Below are 19,776 nucleotides of genomic sequence, written 5' to 3'. Positions count from 1 at the left end.
GCGGAGCGGTCCGCCCCTGTGGACGGCACCCTGTGGACAGAGCACGCAGAACGGTCCGCCGCCTGTGGATGAAGCACAGGGGGCGGACCGTTCGTCCGGTCTCCGTGTTTCCGGTGCGCGTGCCGTGGCGCGCGGGGCCCGGAGGGTTTCCGGCCGTTCAGACGGCGGCCTTCTTCAGGCGGCGCCGCTCGCGCTCCGAGAGACCGCCCCAGATGCCGAAGCGCTCGTCGTTCTGCAAGGCGTATTCGAGGCATTCGGAGCGGACCTCGCAGGCGAGGCAGACCTTCTTTGCCTCGCGGGTCGAGCCGCCCTTCTCGGGAAAGAAGGACTCGGGATCGGTCTGGGCGCACAGCGCGCGCTCCTGCCAGCCGAGTTCTTCGTCCGCGTCCTCGACCAGCAGTTCCTGGAACAACTCGGTCATGTGCGCCCCTCGTCTGTTCTGTGCGTCCCCGTGATGTTGCCGTTGCGAACCCGGCCGAACGACACGAGTGAAATTACAAGTTCGTGCTCTGCGCGAGTCAAGCGGAGATCTGCTATTGGGCCCCGTATTCACTCTGCGGAACCAAGCCTATGCGGAAAGTGTTCAAATCACCAAAAACGTGACACATGCCACCGGCCTGGAGCACCGCACGGTCCTCACAAGGAAGGACGTCCGAGACTTGGATCTTGTTGCGATCCAGCCATGGAAGCGATCCGGATCACAGTCCGATCACGGACCGGCCATGTTTACGGGCACGGTTGCAGCGCCATGTTGCCTGGTCCGGGGCTGAACAAACCTTTCTCCGGGCACTGTAACCGGATGAGGTGAAACATTACCCCCAAATCGGGCATTGAGTTGACAGTCGGGTGGGCTTCCGGCCACCTTTGGTGGCATGCCAGCGACCACAGCGCCCGCCGCGACCCACAGCCGTGGGTTCCGCCGCGCTGTCCAGGCGCGCTGTTGCTGTTGCTGTTCCAGCTGTTGATGCCGTAGAGCTCCAGCTTCTTCTCCCAGCGTCACCCTGCGTCACTCGCGTCACCTCTCTTCCGTGACCCCCACCGCTTCTGTTTCTGCTGAGGAACCTCCCCACCCATGAACATGGACAGCGACCTTCAGATCGCCGGCGACATCCTCGAGGTCCCGCACCTCCTCCGGCCCGAGCGTGCCCACCCCGAGACCGTGGCCGAGTTCGCCGGCCTCGCGCGCTCGATCGCCGCCGACCGCGCCCAGTGGGCCCCGTACGTCGAGTACGACGCCACCACCCGCTGGTACCACCGGCTCCGCACCGGCCCCGGCTACGAGGTGTGGCTGCTCTCCTGGGTGCCGGGCCAGGGCAGCGGGCTCCACGACCACGGCCTCTCCTCCGGCGTCCTGACCGTCCTGGAGGGCGAGCTGACGGAGCGTACGGACCGGGGCGCGCGGACGCTCGCGCCGGGCGGGGAGCGGGTGTTCGCCCCCGGCTACGTCCACGAGGTCGTCAACGACTCCCTCGAACCGGCCGTGAGCCTGCACGTCTACTTCCCGGGCCTCACCGAGATGCCGATGCACGAGTCGCTGCGCGAGCAGTGCGCTCCGGTCGGTCCGGGTGCTTCGGTCGCCCCGGTCGCTTCCTGACGCCACCGCCGTCTCCGGCACCACCGTCGTTTCCGGCACCAGCCGTCACGCCGCCCCGGCCGCCCCTGGAGTGGTCGTCGGCCGACCGCCTGACAGACTGCCGTACATGCGCATTGTGGTTCTGGCCGGCGGCATCGGTGGTGCCCGTTTCCTTCGCGGCCTCAAGCAGGCCGCGCCTGACGCGGAGATCACGGTCATCGGCAACACCGGTGACGACATCCATCTCTTCGGGCTGAAGGTCTGCCCCGACCTGGACACGGTGATGTACACCCTCGGCGGTGGCATCAACGAGGAGCAGGGCTGGGGACGTACGGACGAGTCCTTCACCGTCAAGGAGGAGCTCGCGGCGTACGGGGTCGGGCCCGAGTGGTTCGGCCTCGGCGACCGGGACTTCGCCACCCACATCGTCCGTACGCAGATGCTCGGCGCCGGCTACCCGCTGAGCGCCGTCACCGAGGCGCTGTGCGCCCGCTGGCAGCCCGGCGTACGCCTCCTCCCCATGTCCGACGACCGGGTCGAGACGCATGTGGCGATCGAGGTCGACGGCGAGCAGCGCGCGGTGCACTTCCAGGAGTACTGGGTGAAGCTGCGCGCCTCCGTGGACGCGAAGGCGATCGTGCCGGTCGGCGCGGAGGCCGCGAAGCCCGCGCCGGGCGTCCTGGAGGCCATCGCCGAGGCGGACGTCATCCTCTTCCCGCCGTCCAACCCCGTCGTCAGCGTCGGGACGATCCTCGCCGTGCCCGGGATCCGCGAGGCGATCGTCGCGGCCGGGGCGCCCGTCGTGGGGCTCTCCCCCATCGTCGGCGACGCGCCCGTGCGCGGCATGGCCGACAAGGTCCTCGCGGCGGTCGGCGTGGAGTCCACGGCGGCGGCCGTCGCCGCGAACTACGGCTCCGAGCTCGTCCAGGGCTGGCTCGTCGACACCGTCGACGCGGGCGCGGTCTCGGACGTCGAGGCGGCGGGCATCCGCTGCCTGGCGGTGCCGCTGATGATGACCGACGTCGAGGCCACGGCCGCGATGGCCCGGGAGGCCCTGGCGCTCGCCGAGGAGGTCCGCGGGTGACCCCCGTACCGCCCTCCTACCGGGTCTGGGCGCTGCCCGGACTGCCCGAGGTCGCCGCCGGTGACGACCTGGCCAAGCTGATCGCCTCGGTCTCGCCGGAACTCGTCGACGGGGACGTCCTCCTCGTCACGTCCAAGATCGTGAGCAAGGCCGAGGGGCGGGTGATCGCCGCCGACGACCGCGAGGAGGCCATCGACGCCGAGACGGTACGGGTGGTCGCCCGGCGCGGTCCGCTCCGCATCGTCGAGAACCGGCAGGGGCTCGTCATGGCCGCCGCCGGGGTCGACGCCTCCAACACCCCCGCCGGGACCGTGCTGTTGCTGCCCGAGGACCCCGACGCCTCGGCGCGCCGCATCCGTTCGGGGCTGCGCGAGGCGCTCGGCGTCGACGTGGGCGTCGTCGTCACGGACACCTTCGGGCGGCCCTGGCGCAGCGGGCTCACGGATGTGGCGATCGGGGCGGCCGGGGTGCGGGTCCTCGACGACCTGCGCGGCGGGACCGACGCGTACGGCAATCCGCTGAGCGCGACCGTCGTCGCCACCGCCGACGAACTCGCCGCCGCCGGTGACCTGGTGAAGGGCAAGGCGAACGGCCTGCCGGTCGCCGTCGTCCGCGGGCTGCCGCACGTGGTGGCCGGGGACGAGGAGCCGGGGGCGCGGGCGCTGGTGCGCGGCGCCGCCGACGACATGTTCCGGCTCGGCACGTCGGAGGCCGTACGGGAGGCGGTGACGCTGCGCCGGACGGTACGGGAGTTCACCGGCGAGTCCGTCGACCCGGGTGCGGTGCGGCGTGCGGTCGCCGCGGCCGTGACCGCGCCCGCCCCGCACCACACCACGCCCTGGCGGTTCGTGCTGCTGGAGTCCGCGGCCTCGCGGATCCGCCTGCTGGACGCCATGCGGGACGCGTGGATCGCGGACCTGCGGCGGGACGGGAAGTCCGAGGAGTCCATCGCGAAGCGGGTCCGGCGCGGGGACGTGCTCCGCGACGCGCCGTATCTGGCCGTGCCCTGTCTCGTCATGGACGGCTCCCACCACTACGGCGACGCACGCCGGGACGCCGCCGAGCGCGAGATGTTCGTGGTGGCGGCGGGCGCGGGCGTGCAGAACTTCCTGGTGGCGCTCGCCGGTGAGCGGCTGGGCTCGGCGTGGGTGTCCTCGACGATGTTCTGCCGGGAGGTCGTACGGGAGGTCCTCGACCTGCCGGAGGCGTGGGACCCGCTGGGCGCGGTGGCGATCGGGCATCCGGCGGGGGCTCCGAGGGAGCGGGCGGCGCGGCTGGCCTCGGAGTTCATCGAGGTGCGCTGAGGGGCCGTCGACGGCCGCCGCCGGGGAAAAGGGCCTGTTCGGGGGCGGGGCGGGCACTATCCTGCCGTCCCGGCCAAGTGCGACAGGGGGGCCATGTCCACGTCCAACACCTCGGGTCTCAGGTGCTGCATCGTCTGCGCGATGCCGATCTCCCCGAAGAAGCTCGTCCTCGTCCGTGACGGGCGGCCGGCGCACCGCGCCTGCCGCCCGGTGACCGGGGTGCCGGTCAAGGTCGCGGCGGCTGCCGCGGCGGCGGCTGCGGCGGCCGCCCCGAAGCCCGCGAAGCCGATGAGCCGGGGCGAAATGCTGCGGAGGATCGAGCAGTTGCGGAAGCGGGACGCGGCGGGGAAGGGGCGGGGGCCGAAGGGGGCGGGCTCGAAGGCAGCCGCTTCGAAGGAGACGGCTTCCAAGCGGACGGGTTCTCAGGGTTCTCAGGGGGCGGGCTCGAAGGGGGCTGCTTCCCCAAGGGCCGCCTCGACGGGGGCTGCGTCCGTGAAGAGCAGGAAGGTGGCCGGGAAGCCGGCCGCTGCGAAGAAGGTGACCGCGAAGAAGGCGGCGCCCAAGCCGGCCGCCTCGGCCGGGCGGAGTCGCGGGCGGTCCGGTTCCTCGCCCGTCGGCGGTGCCGCCGCCGCGCAGCCCCAGCCGTACTACGGCGTGGAGATGAAGTCGATCGGCGGGCGCTGGGTGCAGATGCACCCGGACTCCGAGTAGCGGGATTTTCCGGACAGGCCCTAGATCCCGGTGATGTCGCCCGGGGTCATCCTCGGTGCCCTGCGGGGCGGTACCCGGCCGCTGAGGAGGATCAGGCGGGCCGCGCGGTGGCGCTGGCCCGCGTACGGGGCCAGGAGGTCCAGCATCGCCCCGTCGTCGGCCGTACGGTCGCCCGCGAGGGCCCAGCCGACGATGCCCGGGAGGTGCAGGTCGCCGGTGGTGACCTCGTCGGGGGCGCCGTTGCTGCGCTGGATCGTCTCCGCGCTCGTCCAGGGGCCGATGCCCGGGATCAGTTCCAGGCGCGCGCGGGCCGCCGGCGGGTCCATGTGCGCGGCCTCCTCCAGGCGGGCCGCGACCCTGGCCGCACGGACGATCGTGGCCGAGCGTTTGCCGTCGACGTTCGCGCGGTGCCACTCCCAGGACGGGATCCGCGTCCACGCGCGCGCGTCCGGCATCACGTACATGCCGTCCGGGGCCGGGCCCGGGGCCGGTTCGCCGTACTTCCGTACGAGCAGCCGCCACGACCCGTAGGCCTCGTTCGTGGTGACCTTCTGCTCCAGGACCGACGGGATCAGGGACTCCAGGACCAGGCCGGTACGGGTGAGGCGCAGGCCCGGACGGCGGCGGTGGGTCGCCAGGAGCAGCTTGTGGCGGGGGACGAAGGCGGCCGGGTCGTCCTCGGCGCCGAGGAGTGCCGGGAGGCGGTCCAGGAGCCAGGCGGCTCCCGGGCCCCACGCCTCGGACTCCGTGCCGGTCGCGCCCGCCCGGACCCGGAGCGTGCCGGGGCCTTCGGGGGTCCGGCTGGCCCGCCAGACGGAGCCGTCGGGGGTCACGCGGAAGGTGGGGTCGGCGGGGCCGCGGCGGAGCGGGCCGAGGGTGAGGCCGAGGTCGAGGTCGGCGGGAGTGACGGCCGCGTCCGTGACGGGTGCGGGGGCGGGCACGGGGGTGTGGCCGCCGCGGACCGTGGTGCGGGTGGGTTCGAGGGGGAAGCGGCCGGCCATGGGTACGAGCGTAGCCGGGCGGGCCCGCATGCCGCCCGGAGCGGGAAGCGGTTCCGGACGGGCCCCGCATGCCGCCCGGAGCGGGAAGCAGTTTCCGGGAGGGCCCGCATGCCGCCCGGAGCGGGAAACGGTTTCCGGGAGGGCCCGCATGCCGCCGGAACGGGAAGCAAGGCCCGCAGCGGGCCGGCGCGGGAGTGCGCCGGCCGCGCCGGTGGGCGTTCGCGTTACTGGTCCGACGAGAAGCGGATCGTGCTTGCCGGGACCGTGGCGTCGCACCAGATGCGGACGCCGTCCCTCAGTTCGTTGTCCGGGCCCACCTGCGCCCCGTCGCCGATCACCGCGCCGGTCAGGACCGTGCGCGCCCCGATCCGCGCGCCCGCGCCGATCAGGGAGTCGGTGATCACCGCGCCCGCTTCGACGACCGCGCCCGCGAGCAGCGTGGAGCCGGTGATGCGGGCGCCCTCGCCGACCACCGCGTCCGCGCCGACGACCGTACCGCCGGTCAGCTTGGCGTCCGCCGCGACGCGGGCCGTCGGCAGGACCAGACGGTCGCCGCAGCGGCCCGGGACCGCCGGGCTGGGCGCGCGGCCCAGGACCAGGTCCGCGGAGCCGCGGACGAAGGCCTGCGGGGTACCGAGGTCCAGCCAGTACGTGGAGTCGACCATGCCCTGGAGGTGTGCCCCGGAGGACAGCAGCTCCGGGAAGGTCTCGCGCTCGACCGAGACCGGGCGGCCGGTCGGGATCGAGTCGATCACCGAGCGCTTGAAGACGTACGCGCCCGCGTTGATCTGGTCGGTGACGATCTCCTCGGGCGTCTGCGGCTTCTCCAGGAACGCCGTGACGCGGCCCGTGGCGTCCGTCGGGACCAGGCCGAACGCGCGCGGGTCCTCGACACGGGTGAGGTGCAGCGAGACGTCCGCGCCCGAGGAGGAGTGGGTCGCCACGAGGGCCTCGATGTCGAGGCCCGTCAGGATGTCCCCGTTGAAGATCAGGACCGGCTCGTCCGGGCCGGAACGCAGCCGCGAGGCCACGTTGCGTATCGCGCCGCCGGTGCCCAGCGGCTCCACCTCGGTCACGTACTCCAGGCTCAGGCCGAGGGCCGAGCCGTCACCGAAGTGCGGCTCGAAGACCTCGGCCAGGTAGGAGGTGGCGAGCACGATGTGCTCGACGCCGGCGGCGCGGGCGCGGGCCAGCTGATGCGTCAGGAAGGGGACGCCCGCCGCCGGGACCATGGGCTTGGGCGTGTTGACCGTGAGCGGTCGCAGCCGTGTTCCCTTGCCACCGACCAGGAGGATCGCTTCAGTCACCTTGTCGTCTCTGCTTCCTGTTCGGGGCTCGGTCAGCTCGCCCGGCTCGGTCGTCCGTGCGATATGACCGGTCAGTTTATGCAGATGGTTGCCCCGATGACCCCATCCGCGACCTCATCGGCGCCTTCCCCGGCCCTTCAGCCCCTTCCCTGGTACTTCGCCGAGCTCGCGCGGGCGCTGCCGAGCTTGCCGTACAGGCGTACGCCGGGGCACTCCGTGGCGAATCCGTCACGGTGTCCGGCGATGGCGTTGAAACGGACCTTCGTGCCCTTCTTGTACAGGTTTCCGCCGCCCGAGACGAGGTACGAGGTCCCCTTCGGGTTCACCCCGTAGAGCCCGAGCTTCCAGGCCGTGAGACGGGCCACCGCGGTCACCGCGGCGGCCGGCGGCGTGGAGCGGCTGAACGTGCCGAGGACCGCGATCCCCATGCTGTTCGTGTTGAACCCGAGCGTGTGCGCGCCGAGGACGGGCTTGGCCACGCCCCCCGCCCGCCCCTCGTAGATGTTTCCGCACTTGTCGACGGCGAAGTTGTAGCCGAAGTCCCGCCACCCGCTGCTCTTGACGTGGTAGCGGTAGATGCTGCGCAGGACGGAGGGCGCCTGGCGGCAGGTGTAGTTGTTGCCGGTCGCGCTGTGGTGCACGAAGGCCGCCTTGATGGTCTTCGTGTAGACGAAGCCCTTCTCGCGGATCCGCTCGTCCGCGCCCCAGCCCTTGCGCGTGATGATCTTGGGGCGGGGGCCGATGAACGGCTTCGAGGCCGCCGCGGCCGTCTGCGCCGCGGGAGCGGACTGCGCCTCGGGGGCGGCGGAGGCCTTCGCCTCCTGCGGCATCGGCATCGGCAGCTGCGGGAGGGTCAGTTCCGTCTCCGCCTTCGACAGCGCCGGGATCCAGGCGGCGCCGTACGGGGCGAGCTGCGCGTTGACGGCGCCGGCCGCCGCCTCGGCGGCGCTCGCGGCGGCTTGGGCGATCGGGGAGGGCGGGCCGGAGGGGGCCGCGGCGCGCGTCACGGAGCGGGCCCCGGCCGTGCGGGACATGGGGGCGGCGTCGGCCGTGCGAGGGGCGGGGGCGTCGGCGGTCGTGCTGGAGGCGGCGGTGCCGTCCTCAGCCGCAATCGTCTCCGCACCCGTCTCGGCGCCCGTCTCCGTATCCGTCTCGGCGCCCGTCTCCGCGCCGGACTCCGTACCGGCCGCCGCATCCTCCCCCGGGCTCTCCCCCGGGTCCACCAGTTCCAGTCGCAGGCCCTCGGGGAGCGTCTCCTCCCCCCGTACCCGGATCTCCACTCCGTCCGAGTCGCCCACCCACAGCGGGGCCGTGGAGCCCTTCAGCGCGCGTCCCGCGCCCTCCGCCGTGTCCGGGTCGGCGCCGTGTTCCTCGTTGTGGGTCTCGACGTCCTGCCACTCCGACCAGGCTCCGCTGCCGGCCGCCCGGGTGCGGACCTGGACGGTGCCGTGCAGGGCGGCCTTCGGGTCGTCCCAGACCACGCCGACGAGCGAGAAGGGTCTGACCTCGCGTCGGGTGAGCCCTTGTTCGCCCGGACTGTCCGTCCCGTCACCCAGGGACCGTGACGCGCCGCCGAGCGGCGCCAGCGGCAGGGACTGGGTGGAGCCCGGGAGTTCGGGTGCGGGTGGCTGCGCCGAGACCGCCGGTGGCAGTCCGAGCGCCGAGGGCACCACGGCCGCCGCGGGTGCGACGAGGGAGACCGGCAGGGCGAGGACCGCCGCGCAGGTGACGGCGATCGAGGAGGCGAGTGAGGCACGCATGGGCCGATCGTGCGTACCCGCGGGCCGTTCCGCGCGCCGGGAACCGGCCCGGAAGCTGACGGGCCGTCGGGCCGACCGGTGGACGGCGTCACCGGTACGGCGGACCCGCGCGCGGCCGTCCGCGTACGCTGTCCGGCGTGAACGCCAGCGACCGCACCCCCGCCGACCTGCTGCGATCCGCGCTCGCCGCGGACCCGGCCCGCCCCTTCGTCACCTTCTACGACGACGCCACCGGTGAGCGGGTGGAATTGTCCGTCGCCACCTTCGCCAATTGGGTGGCCAAGACGGCGAACCTGCTCCAGGGCGAACTGTCCGCCGGACCCGGCGACCGGCTGGCGCTGCTGCTGCCGGCGCACTGGCAGACGGCCGTCTGGCTGCTGGCCTGCTCCTCCGTCGGGGTGACCGCGGAGATCGGCGGTGGCCCGGCGGACGCGGACCTCGTCGTCGCGGGTCCCGACACGCTGGAGGCGGGTCTCGCCTGTTCCGGGGAGCGGATCGCGCTGTCGCTGGCCCCGTTGGGCCGCCGGTTCCCCGTGGCACCCGCCGGATACGCGGACTACGCGGTCGAGGTGCCCAGCCAGGGCGACCGCTTCGCCCCGTTCGTACCGGTCGATCCCGATGCTCCGGCCCTCGTCGTCGACGGTACGGAGCACGGCGGCGCACAGCTCGTCGAGCAGGCGCACGCGGACGCGGCGGCGCTCGGCCTGACCGCCGGCTCGCGGCTGCTGTCGGGCCTCGGGTACGGGGACTGGCAGGGCCTGTCGACCGGTCTGTACGCACCGCTCGCCACCGGCGGTTCGGTGGTCCTGTGCCGGAACCTGGACCGGCTGGCGCCCGAGGGCCTGGAGAAGCGGGTCGAGAGCGAGCGGGTGACCCACTCGGCGCTCTGAGCCGCCGGGCCGACGTCCCGGCCCGTCCGGCCCCGCCCCGCGAGCCCCTGCCGCGCCGCCCCGTCCGGCGCACCCGCCCGTCCGCCCGTACCCCTCCGTCCGCCCCCTGCCCCGTTCGGCCTAGCGCCGCGCCGAGCCCCCGCGTCCGTACGCCCCGTCCGGTACATGATCGGCCAGGGGGAGTCGACTCCTTCCGCACAACCATGCCTCGGGTTCGGCCGTCTCCTTCTACGACCGGCGGCCGCCCGGCGCGCCGCCGACGCCATGAAGGACGGACTCAGACGTGACGGACCGCGCGGGCACGCCCGCCGAACCGGATCCCCCGGCAACGGAGGACGCGGCGCCCGGTGCTCCGGAGGCGCCGCGCCGACGCCACTGGCTGCGGTGGACCGCGCTCGGCGTCTCGTTCGTGGTGCTGGCCGCCGCCGGGGCCGGCTGGTGGTTCTACCGCAAGCTCGACGGCAACATCACCACGGACACCACCGCCGAGGCCGAACTGCGGAAGTACGAGAAGGAGCGGCCGCCGGCGGGCACCTCCGCCGCCCGGAACATCCTGCTCATCGGTTCGGACACCCGGTCGGGCGACGAGAACCGCAAGTACGGCAAGGACGTGGGCACCCAGCGCTCCGACACGACGATCCTGCTGCACCTGGCGGCGGGGAAGTCGAGCGCGACCGCCGTCTCCCTCCCCCGCGACCTGATGGTGACGATCCCCAGCTGCCGCAAGCCCGACGGGACACGGACCCGGGAGCAGTTCGCGCAGTTCAACTGGGCCTTCGAGTTCGGCGGTACGGCGTGCACGATCCGTACCGTCGAGAAACTGACCGGGATCCGGGTGGACCACCACATGGTGATCGACTTCCGGGGCTTCAAGAAGATGGTGGACGCCGTCGACGGGGTCGAGGTCTGCCTCAAGGAGCCGGTGGACGACCCGGACGCGAAGCTGAAGCTGCCCGCGGGGCGCCAGACGCTCCACGGCGAGCAGGCCCTCGGTTTCGTACGGGCCAGGAAGTCGATCGGCAACGGCAGCGACACGGAACGCATGGACCGCCAGCAGCAGTTCCTCGGCGCCCTCGTCAACAAGGTGCAGAGCGACGGGGTGCTGCTGAACCCGACGAAGCTCTATCCGGTCCTTGACGCGGCCACCAAGGCGATCACCACGGACCCCGGGCTCGACTCGCTGCGGGACCTGTACGACCTGGCGCGCTCGATGCGGGCGATCCCGACGGAGAAGGTGCAGTTCCTCACGGTGCCGCGCCGCTCCTACCGCTACGACGCGAACCGGGACGAACTGGTACAGCCTGCGGCGAGTCAACTCTTCACGCAGCTACGGGAGGACAAGCCCGTGGTGGTGACGCCGGACGCCGAGAAGAAACCGGGCTCGGACGGCAAGCCGGACGACGCGGACACCCCGACGCCCTCCGTCACACCGACGTTCACGGGGCGGAACGCGGCGGAAGGCGTGTGCTCCTAGAGGGGGTCGCGTGGGCCACGGGTAAAGGGCGAACCAAGGGGAGGGCGGGGAGGGATGAGGTTTGAGCAAATTGCCCGGTTGTAAGGGGCGTGGAATTTGTCACGCGCGTCGCCCCACGCTGAACTGGGCGGATAGTGTGACGCGATCCGGTGCACCCCGACCTCGTGGTCGCACTCACCGAGGATCGAACGACCGAGAGAGCGGCGCCCTGTGGGGGAGGCGCCTCGCGTGGCACCGACGGAGGACTCGAGTAACCGTGGACGCGCACAGCCGTGGACGGGCGGACGAGATCGATCCCGCCGACCAGTGGGTCCTCAACCCGCGAACGGGCAACTACGAACTGCGACTGGACCACTCCGCTGGGCAGTCGCAGGCGCCGTCGGCCCCCCGTAGATCCACCGTGCCCGCGCCCACACCGGCCGAATCCCCGGCCGAGGCGCCCGTCCCCGGCCAGCGCCGCCGCCGGGTCGTCGAGCCGGGCGACGACGGCCGGCAGCCGCCGGCGAGCCGCCGCAAGCGCAAGCAGGGCGCGTCCCGCAAGAAGAAGGTCCTGCTGTGGACCGGCGGCACGATGGCCCTCGTCCTCGTCGGCGGCGCGACCGGGGCGTACCTGCTCTACAACAAGCTCGACGGCAACATCGACGTCATCGACCCCGTCGGCAACGAGAGCAAGGGTTTCCGCAAGGGCGAGGCCTTCAACGTCCTGATCATCGGCACCGACAAGCGGACCGGTGAGGGCAACGCCGGTTACGGCGACAAGGACAGCCCCGGCCACGCGGACACCACGATCCTCTTCCACGTCTCCAAGGACCGGACGAACGCCACGGCGCTCTCCATCCCGCGCGACCTGATGACGACGATCCCCGAGTGCCAGTCGCGGCAGGCCGACGGGAAGATCCTCACCATCCCCGGCCAGGAGAAGGCCCGCTTCAACGTGAGCCTCGGCCAGGACGGCCGCGACCCCGGCTGCACCATGCGCACCGTCAAGGAGCTGACCGGCCTGACCGTCGACCACTTCATGATGGTCGACTTCAACGCCGTCAAGGAACTGACCACCGCCGTCGGCGGCGTGAAGGTCTGCGTCGAGAAGCCCGTCGACGACCCGAAGTCGCACCTGAAGCTGCCGGCCGGCGAATCGGTCATCGAGGGCGAGAAGGCACTCGCCTTCGTCCGTACCCGCTCCAGCTTCGGCAACAAGAGCGACCTCGACCGGATCAAGGTCCAGCAGCAGTTCCTCGGCTCGATGATCCGGCAGATGAAGTCCAACGAGACGCTCACCAGCCCGACGAAGCTGTACGACCTCGCCGAGGCGGCGACGAGCGCGCTCACCGTCGACAAGGGCATAGGGTCCCTCGGCAAACTCGAGGACATGGCCAAGGAACTGGTCGACATCGACACGAAGAACATCTCCTTCGCGACCCTGCCGGTCATCGACAACCCCGACGAGCCCAAGCCCATCACCGTGGTGCCGCACCCGACGCAGGCCCCGCAGCTCTTCGCCGCGCTGCAGGCCGACGTGTCGCTCACCGAGGTGAAGAAAAAGGAACAGAACGCCAAGAACGCCCAGGCGCAGGCGCAGGCGAAGCTCCTCCAGGGAACCCGCGCCCAGGCATCCGACGTCCGTGTCGACGTGTACAACGGCAGCGGCATCCGGGGCGCGGCCCAGTCGACCATCAACTGGCTGCAGAACGAGCAGGGCGTCAACCGCTCCACCAACAAGAGCAACGCCCCCGAGAAGGCGGCGAAGACCACGCTCACCTACGCACCGAACCAGGCCGATCAGGCCCGCAAGCTCGCGGACATGATGGGTCTGCCGGCCACGGCTCTCAAGCCGGGCACGCAGGACGCCGGGGTACGCGAGCCCATGACGCTCGTACTCGGTGCCGACTTCAAGGGCGCGGGGGTGCCCGTCTACGGTCCGGCGAAGGCGCCGGACGTCGAGAAGGTAGAAGCTGACAAGCAGGTGTGCGCCAAGTGACCCGGAAACACCGGGCGTTGGCACACTTCTGACTGACGAGGGGACCTGGGGTGGGACAGAACAGCGTGCGTGGGGAGGGAACACGGGGACGTGTTCCGCGCGCCCGTGAACTGGGCTGGGACGACGAACTGTACGGCGCCGGTGAGGCCACCGGCGCCGGCGGCGAGACGCCCGACGAGTCCGAGGCCGGCGGTACGCAGACGCGTGCCGAGCGCAGGCGCGGCGCGGCAGCCGGTGGCGGAGCGACCGGGGCCGGTGGCCCGTCGGGCCACCGCCGCGGCGGCTCCCGGCGCGCCAAGAAGGCCGGCAAGCGCAAGGTGCTGCGCTGGGTGGCGATCACGATGTCGGTGCTGATACTCGGCACGGCCGGCGCCGGATATCTGTACTACGAGCACCTCAACGGCAACATCCGCAGCGGCGGACGGGCCGGCGGCGAGAGCGGCGTGAAGAAGGCGGCGCCGAACGCGCTGGGCGACACCCCGCTGAACATCCTGCTGATCGGCTCGGACAGCCGGGAGGACGAGAAGAACATCGCGCTGGGCGGCGGTCGGAACGACAAGGACCGCAAGCCGCTCGCCGACGTGCAGATGCTGCTCCACGTCTCGGCGGACCGGGAGAACGCCTCGATCGTCTCCATCCCGCGCGACACGGTCGTCAAAATCCCGGAGTGCAGGGACGAGGACGGCAAGCGCTACGCCGAGACGACCAACCGGCCGATCAACGAGAGCCTCCAGCGCGGCGGCCCCGGCTGCACCCTCACCACCTGGGAGAGCATCACAGGGGTCTACATCGACCACTGGCTGATGGTCGACTTCGCGGGTGTGGTGGCGATGGCCGACGAGGTCGGCGGCGTCCCCGTCTGTGTGAAGACCGGCGTGTACGACAAGTCCACCGCCAGGGTCAAGGGCGGCTCCGGGCTGAAGCTGAAGAAGGGCACCACCGAGGTCCAGGGCGAGCAGGCCCTCCAGTGGCTGCGGACCCGGCACGCGTTCGGCAGCGACCAGAACCGCGCCAAGGCCCAGCACATGTACATGAACGGCATGATGAAGAAGCTCCAGGGCCAGAACGCCTGGAGCGACACCGGCCGGCTCATGGGGCTGGCCGAGACCGCCACGAACGCCCTCCAGGTCTCCGACGAACTCAAGACCGTGAAGAAGCTCTTCGACCTGTCGATGCAGCTCAAGAACGTGAAGCTCGACCGCCTCACGACGGCGACGGTCCCGACGGTGGCCTATCCGGCGAACAAGGACGCATGGCTGGAGATGGTCCCGGCCTCGGCCGACAAGATGTGGACGATGCTCCGCGACGACATCGCCCTCGACAAGAACGGCGGCAAGTCCCCCGCCAAGCCGAAGCCGACCGCTTCCGCGAAGCCCACGACGCCTGCGGAGGCCCCCGGTTCCTTCGCCGTGACCGTCGTGAACGGCACCGACGGCGACGGCCAGGCGGCCACCGAGGGCCGCGCCCGCGCGATCACCGAGGTCCTCAAGGGCAAGGGCTTCACCCAGGCCGATTCCTCCAAGGAGGGCGGCGGCCGCAAGGACACTCTGCTCAGCTATCCCAAGGCGGACGGCGACCAGGGCAAGGCGAACGCCCTGTCCGTGGCCAAGGCGCTCGGGCTGCCGGAATCGGCCGTCCACGCCTCCGCCGAGGCGCAGGGCCTCACGCTCGTCATCGGATCGGACTGGCGCGAGGGCAACACGTTCAAGAGGCCGACGACGGTCGCGGGCGATCTGCCCGACGGCGCCGACGACAAGGCGACCTGCATGGACGTCTACTCGGTCTACCAGTGGGACGGCAAGAGCTGACCGCTCCTCCCCCGCACATGGCGACGGCCGGACCCCTCGGGGTCCGGCCGTCGCCATGTGTCGGGTGGTGCTCAGACCGTCTCGGTCTCCCCCGCCCGTACCGCCGGGCGGCGGCTCGCGATGACGCGCTTCGCCAGGGAGCGGGGGCTCGTCAGGAAGCCGTAGCCCCAGGACATGTGCATCGTCGCCAGGGCCACCGGGATCTGGAGGCGGGCCTTCAGGGAGAGGCCCTTGCCCGCCGGGATCGAGCCGGCCGTGATCGCGGCGAGGTAGCCGGCCGGGATCACGAAGCCGAGCGGGGTGAGGACGGCGCCCACGACCACGCCGGCGGCGAGGGCGCAGACGGCGACCGGCGGGGCCAGGTAGCGGAGGTTGATCGAGCCCGGGTGGTAGCGGGCCACCACGTGCCGCCAGCGGCCGTAGTCCTTGTACTGCTTGGCGAGGGCCTTCACCGAGGGCCTCGGGCGGTACTGGACGCGCAGCTCCGGCGAGAACCAGATAAGGCCGCCGGCCTCGCGGATGCGGAAGTTCAGCTCCCAGTCCTGGGCGCGGATGAACTCGACGTTGTAGCCGCCCTGCTGTTCGAGGGCCTCGCGGCGGAAGACGCCCAGGTAGACCGTTTCCGCCGGGCCGGCCCCGCCGCCCGTGTGGAAGGCCGCGTTGCCGACGCCGATCTTCGAGGTCATCGCGGCGGCGACCGCGTCCTCCCAGGCGTTCTCGCCCTCGGCGTGCATCACACCGCCGACGTTCTGCGCGCCGGTCTCCTCCAGGAGCCGGACGGCGGTGGCGATGTAGTTCGGGGAGAGCATGCCGTGGCCGTCGACGCGCACCACGATCGGGTGACGCGAGGCCTTGATCGCGGCGTTGAGGGCTGCGGGCGTACGGCCCGTGGGGTTCGGCACGGTGCGGACGCGGGGGTCCTCGCGGACGAGCTCGGCGGCGATCTCGTCGGTGCGGTCCGTGGACGGCCCGAGCGCGATCACCACCTCCATCTCGCCGTCGTACTCCTGCTCCAGGATGTGACGAACGGAGGTGCGGAGATACCGCTCCTCGTTGAGGACCGGCATGATCACGGAGACGGGGGGCATGGTTCCTCGGGGGTTCGGGGGACGTCCCCCGGCGACAGCGGTTTTGCCCGCCACGTTACCGCGAACGGGGGACAGCGGGCGCGCCGCACGGGTGGTGCTCCCTTGCGCTGATCGTATGGGCCTACGGTGCTCACGGTTCCCTTTGTCACACCCGCGGAGGTGTCCGTCCGTGCCCACACCGCCCCGCACGCCCCGTCCCCGGCCCGCCGCCCGCCGCGTACCGGTCCGTCGGCGGCGGAGGCGGCCCCGGTGGGGGATGCGGATGGCGACGGCGCTCTCGGTAACGGTCCTCGCCGCGGGCGGGATCGGGCATGCCGTGGTGACGGGCCTGGACACCGGGATCACCCGGGTCGACCCCTTCAAGGACATGAAGAACCGGCCGCAGGCCGGGAACGGGATGAACGTGCTCGTCGTCGGCACCGACGGCCGGGACCGGATCACCCCCGAGGAGAGGGCGAAGTACCGGCTCGGCGGCGCGCCCTGCCACTGCACCGACACGGTGATGCTCGTGCACATCTCGGAGGACCGGGAGCGGGCGAGCGTGGTGAGCCTGCCTCGCGACTCGTACGCCGAGATGCCCGAGCACACCGACCTGACCACCGGGAAGAAGCACCACGCGCATCCGGTGAAGCTGAACGCGGCGTACGCCGAGGGCGGGCCGGGGCTGACGGTACGGACCGTCGAGTCGATGACCGGCGTCAAGATCGACCACTATCTGGAGGTCGACTTCACCAGCTTCATGCGGACCGTGGACGCGGTCGGCGGGGTGCAGATCTGTACGACCAGGCCGCTGAAGGACTCGTACACCGGGCTCGACCTCTCGCCCGGCACCCATGAGCTGGACGGCGGCCAGGCGCTCCAGTACGTCCGTTCCCGGCACATCGACGGGGCCGCGGACATCGGGCGGATGCAGCGGCAGCAGCGCTTCCTCGCGGCGCTGATCGAGCGGACGACCAGCGGCGGGGTGCTGCTCAACCCGGTGCGGTTCCGCGAGGTGGCGACGACGATGCTGAGTTCGGTGCGGGCCGACGAGGAGTTCGGCACGGACCAGCTGCTCGCCCTCGCCAAGGCGATGCACGGCTTCACCCCGGCGTCCTCGGAGTTCGTGTCCGTGCCGATCGGGGACATGAGCTTCCCCGTGAAGGGCATCGGCTCGACGGTGAAGTGGGACGCGGCGAAGGCCCAGAAGCTGTTCCAGGCGCTCCGTGACGACCGCCCGCTGGCCCCGTCGAAGCCCGCGTCCTCCTCGAAGGCACCGAAGGCGGTCGTGGTGGACGTGCCGCCGCGCACGGTCCGTGTGCAGGTCTACAACGGGACCCGGACGGACGGGCTCGGCCGGAAGGTGGACGACGCGCTGCGCGGGACCGGCTTCGACACCACCCGGAGCCCGGTGACCGGGGCGGGGCAGGAGCGGGAGCGGACGGTCGTCGAGTACGACCCGCGCTGGGACCGTTCGGCGAAGTCCCTCGCGGCGGCCCTGCCGGGGGCGGAGCTCCGGGCGGTGGCGGGCCGGGGTGCGACGCTGCGGGTGACGGTGGGCGCGGACTACAAGGGGGTACGGGCGGTCCGGGCGGAGGACGCGGGGCGCGCGGGGCCGTTCGAGGCGGTCACCGGGGACCGGGTGGTGTGCCCCTGAGCGTGCGCCCCGGGCCTGCGGTGCCCTGCGGGCCCGTCAGTCCTCGTAGCCCTCGGCCGCGCGGCGCTCGCGCAGTTCCTTGATCGCCTGGCGGCGGGCCAGGCGGTGGGTGCGGCGGATCTGCGCCTCCTGGTTGCGGCGCTTGTCCTGCTCCGTCTCCGGGACGACCTGGGGGACCTGCCGCGGCTTGCCGTCCGCGTCGACGGCGGCGAAGACGAGGTACGCGGAGCCGACCTGGGTGGCGGGCGTGGACTCGTTCCAGCGCTCGGCCAGGACCCGTACGCCGACCTCCATGGAGGACCGGCCGGTCCAGTTGACCTGGGCCTTCACATGCACCAGGTCGCCGACGCGGACCGGCTCGAGGAAGACCATCTCGTCCATCGAGGCGGTCACGGCCGGCCCGCCCGAGTGGCGGCCCGCGACGGCGCCCGCCGCGTCGTCCACCAGCTTCATGATCACGCCGCCGTGCACCGTACCGAGGAGGTTGGTGTCGTGGCTGGTCATGATGTGGCTGAGGGTGGTGCGGGAGGCGGAGGTGGGCTTTCCCGCGATATCGCCCTGATCTGTCATGCCCTCCACCATATGCCGGGTCCCGGGCCGGTCGCCGTCCGGTCCGTTTTGCATCAGCTTGGCAACAGCACCGGTCCTATCTTCCACCCGGACTGTCGCCCGGAAAGCCCTGCCCGGCACACTGGTCCACATGAATGACTGGCCCGAAGACGGCGGCTACGGCCGTGGCAACGCGAACTCCCAGCCCGAGGGACCTCGCCGGATGAGCCATGTGCAGCGCCCGCAGCGCCCTCAGGTTCCGCAGCAGCCGCCGCGCCAGGGATACGACCGGGGCCGGGGTCAGGGGTACGACCAGGGTCAGGGGTACAACCCGAACTTCACCCAGGCGCAGGGCGCGGGCTACGACTCCGGTTACAGCTCCGGCCAGGTCTACGGCGGCCAGCAGGGCGGCGGGCACGGCTCCGTGCCCCCGCAGTACGCGCCGGGCCCCGGTGCCGGCGGTCCCGGGCGTCCCGCCCCGGACTGGCGCAAGCGCATCAAGATCGGCTCGATCGTCCTCGTCGTGGGCGTCCTCGCCTGGGGCGTCGGCACCTACGCCTGGGCCAGCTCGCAGATGCGCAACGAGGTCGACCTGTCCAAGGTCATCGAGCGGCCGGCCGAGGGCGACTGCACGACGTATCTGATCGTCGGCTCCGACAGCCGCGAGGGCATGTCCGCCGAGGAGAAGAAGAAGCTGCACACCGGCTCCGCCGAGGGCAAGCGGACCGACTCGATGATGATCCTCGCGGCCTGCTCCAGCGGGAACACGATGGTCTCGCTCCCCCGTGACTCCTGGGTGACGATCCCGAGCTTCGTCGGCTCCGAGTCGGGCAAGACGTACCCGGCCCGCGGCGGCTCCAAGCTGAACGCCGCGTACGCGATGGACGGCCCCGAACTGCTCGTACGGACCGTCGAGTTCAACACCGGCCTGCACATCGACCACTACGCCGAGATCGGCTTCGCCGGCTTCGCGAACATCGTGGACGCGCTCGGCGGCGTCGAGCTGAACATCGACAAGGGCTTCAAGGACAAGAAGTCCGGCGCCGACTTCCAGGCGGGCACGCAGACCCTCAACGGCGAGCAGGCCCTGGCCTTCGTCCGGACCCGGTACGCCTTCGCGCAGTCGGACCTCCAGCGGACGAAGAACCAGCAGAAGTTCCTCTCCGCGCTGGCCAACCAGGCGGCGACGCCGGGCACGATCCTCAACCCGTTCGCGCTCTACCCGACGCTCGGCGCCGGTCTGGACACGCTGATCGTGGACAAGGACATGTCGCTGTACGACCTCGGCAAGATGTTCTTCGCGATGAAGGGCATCAACAGCGGCGACGGCAAGTCCATGAACATGCCGCTCGCGGGCAGCGCGCCGCAGAACTCCCTCAAGTGGGACATGCCGAAGGTGAAGCAGCTCGTCGAACAGATCAAGAACGACGAGAAGGTCACGGTCGAGTCGGACCGCTGAGCGGACGTCGCGAAAGGGGCGCCCTCCGGCCGGAGGGCGCCCCTTTCGCGTACCGCCGTTACGGGAGGTTGCGGGCCATGACGATGCGCTGGACCTGGTTGGTGCCTTCGTAGATCTGGGTGATCTTGGCGTCGCGCATCATGCGCTCGACGGG

At 71.7% G+C, this 19,776-nt stretch carries 18 protein-coding genes; 10 read left to right on the top strand and 8 right to left on the bottom strand.

What is annotated here, in order from left to right; translation table 11 throughout:
- Positions 1–157 precede the first annotated feature (157 nt).
- Positions 158–421 (bottom strand): WhiB family transcriptional regulator, encoded by a 264-nt coding sequence (locus tag ASD33_RS18905; protein WP_015033978.1) that lies wholly within the window; start codon positions 419–421, stop codon positions 158–160.
- Between the two features lie 651 nt (positions 422–1,072).
- Between ASD33_RS18905 and ASD33_RS18900 the strand changes: the two genes are divergently transcribed.
- The 3 genes from ASD33_RS18900 (at position 1,073) to ASD33_RS18890 (ending at position 3,961) form a co-directional block, all read left to right on the top strand.
- On the top strand, positions 1,073–1,594 hold the full coding sequence (locus ASD33_RS18900) for a cysteine dioxygenase family protein (RefSeq protein WP_056561632.1): 522 nt from the start codon (positions 1,073–1,075) through the stop codon (positions 1,592–1,594).
- Between the two features lie 106 nt (positions 1,595–1,700).
- The gene (gene cofD / locus ASD33_RS18895) at positions 1,701–2,657 is read left to right on the top strand and encodes a 2-phospho-L-lactate transferase (protein WP_056561631.1); all 957 of its coding nucleotides are present in this window, start codon (positions 1,701–1,703) and stop codon (positions 2,655–2,657) included.
- Positions 2,654–3,961: a coenzyme F420-0:L-glutamate ligase gene (locus ASD33_RS18890; protein ID WP_056561629.1), complete on the top strand. Its 1,308-nt coding sequence runs from the start codon at positions 2,654–2,656 to the stop codon at positions 3,959–3,961. Before cofD ends, ASD33_RS18890 begins: the two co-directional genes overlap by 4 nt.
- 56 nt (positions 3,962–4,017) lie before the next feature.
- Here the strand turns inward: ASD33_RS18890 and ASD33_RS18885 are convergent, their stop codons facing one another.
- Positions 4,018–4,371, bottom strand: coding sequence for a hypothetical protein (locus ASD33_RS18885; protein WP_056561628.1), 354 nt, complete (start codon positions 4,369–4,371; stop codon positions 4,018–4,020).
- Between the two features lie 82 nt (positions 4,372–4,453).
- On the opposite strand from ASD33_RS18885, the gene ASD33_RS35485 reads away from it, so the two are divergent.
- Positions 4,454–4,672 (top strand): hypothetical protein, encoded by a 219-nt coding sequence (locus ASD33_RS35485; RefSeq protein ID WP_157870049.1) that lies wholly within the window; start codon positions 4,454–4,456, stop codon positions 4,670–4,672.
- 20 nt (positions 4,673–4,692) lie between these two features.
- Here ASD33_RS35485 and ASD33_RS18880 read toward each other — a convergent pair whose 3' ends face one another.
- From ASD33_RS18880 to ASD33_RS18870, 3 genes are all read right to left on the bottom strand, one after another.
- Positions 4,693–5,673: a DNA-3-methyladenine glycosylase gene (locus tag ASD33_RS18880; protein ID WP_056561659.1), complete on the bottom strand. Its 981-nt coding sequence runs from the start codon at positions 5,671–5,673 to the stop codon at positions 4,693–4,695.
- Positions 5,674–5,897: 224 nt separating this feature from the next.
- Positions 5,898–6,980: an NDP-sugar synthase gene (locus ASD33_RS18875; protein WP_056561626.1), complete on the bottom strand. Its 1,083-nt coding sequence runs from the start codon at positions 6,978–6,980 to the stop codon at positions 5,898–5,900.
- Between the two features lie 137 nt (positions 6,981–7,117).
- Positions 7,118–8,740 carry an N-acetylmuramoyl-L-alanine amidase gene (locus ASD33_RS18870; protein WP_056561624.1) on the bottom strand — a complete coding sequence of 541 codons (1,623 nt, stop codon included), beginning with the start codon at positions 8,738–8,740 and terminating at the stop codon, positions 7,118–7,120.
- 137 nt (positions 8,741–8,877) lie between these two features.
- On the opposite strand from ASD33_RS18870, the gene ASD33_RS18865 reads away from it, so the two are divergent.
- From ASD33_RS18865 to ASD33_RS18850, 4 genes are all read left to right on the top strand, one after another.
- Positions 8,878–9,630: a TIGR03089 family protein gene (locus ASD33_RS18865; protein WP_056561622.1), complete on the top strand. Its 753-nt coding sequence runs from the start codon at positions 8,878–8,880 to the stop codon at positions 9,628–9,630.
- 283 nt (positions 9,631–9,913) lie between these two features.
- Positions 9,914–11,104, top strand: coding sequence for an LCP family protein (locus ASD33_RS18860; RefSeq protein ID WP_056561620.1), 1,191 nt, complete (start codon positions 9,914–9,916; stop codon positions 11,102–11,104).
- 256 nt (positions 11,105–11,360) lie between these two features.
- Positions 11,361–13,082 carry an LCP family protein gene (locus tag ASD33_RS18855; protein WP_056561618.1) on the top strand — a complete coding sequence of 574 codons (1,722 nt, stop codon included), beginning with the start codon at positions 11,361–11,363 and terminating at the stop codon, positions 13,080–13,082.
- 341 nt (positions 13,083–13,423) lie between these two features.
- Positions 13,424–14,890 carry an LCP family protein gene (locus ASD33_RS18850; protein WP_056561657.1) on the top strand — a complete coding sequence of 489 codons (1,467 nt, stop codon included), beginning with the start codon at positions 13,424–13,426 and terminating at the stop codon, positions 14,888–14,890.
- Positions 14,891–14,961: 71 nt separating this feature from the next.
- Here the strand turns inward: ASD33_RS18850 and ASD33_RS18845 are convergent, their stop codons facing one another.
- A complete protein-coding gene (locus tag ASD33_RS18845) occupies positions 14,962–15,978 on the bottom strand; it encodes a glycosyltransferase family 2 protein (protein WP_056561616.1) in 1,017 nt (338 codons plus the stop codon).
- A 256-nt stretch (positions 15,979–16,234) separates the two neighbouring features.
- On the opposite strand from ASD33_RS18845, the gene ASD33_RS18840 reads away from it, so the two are divergent.
- On the top strand, positions 16,235–17,614 hold the full coding sequence (locus ASD33_RS18840; protein ID WP_056561614.1) for an LCP family protein: 1,380 nt from the start codon (positions 16,235–16,237) through the stop codon (positions 17,612–17,614).
- Positions 17,615–17,650: 36 nt separating this feature from the next.
- Here ASD33_RS18840 and ASD33_RS18835 read toward each other — a convergent pair whose 3' ends face one another.
- On the bottom strand, positions 17,651–18,184 hold the full coding sequence (locus ASD33_RS18835; RefSeq protein WP_199863548.1) for an acyl-CoA thioesterase: 534 nt from the start codon (positions 18,182–18,184) through the stop codon (positions 17,651–17,653).
- Between the two features lie 130 nt (positions 18,185–18,314).
- On the opposite strand from ASD33_RS18835, the gene ASD33_RS18830 reads away from it, so the two are divergent.
- Positions 18,315–19,622 carry an LCP family protein gene (locus ASD33_RS18830; RefSeq protein ID WP_199863547.1) on the top strand — a complete coding sequence of 436 codons (1,308 nt, stop codon included), beginning with the start codon at positions 18,315–18,317 and terminating at the stop codon, positions 19,620–19,622.
- 58 nt (positions 19,623–19,680) lie between these two features.
- Here the strand turns inward: ASD33_RS18830 and ASD33_RS34230 are convergent.
- Positions 19,681–19,776: acyl-CoA dehydrogenase family protein (locus tag ASD33_RS34230; RefSeq protein WP_157849844.1), on the bottom strand; the 96-nt coding region annotated here is incomplete at its 5' end.

It is taken from the genome of Streptomyces sp. Root1304 (assembly GCF_001426405.1).
Classification (GTDB): domain Bacteria; phylum Actinomycetota; class Actinomycetes; order Streptomycetales; family Streptomycetaceae; genus Streptomyces.
The sequence above is the reverse complement of the archived record's forward strand: the minus strand, read 5'-3'. Positions and strand labels throughout refer to the sequence as shown.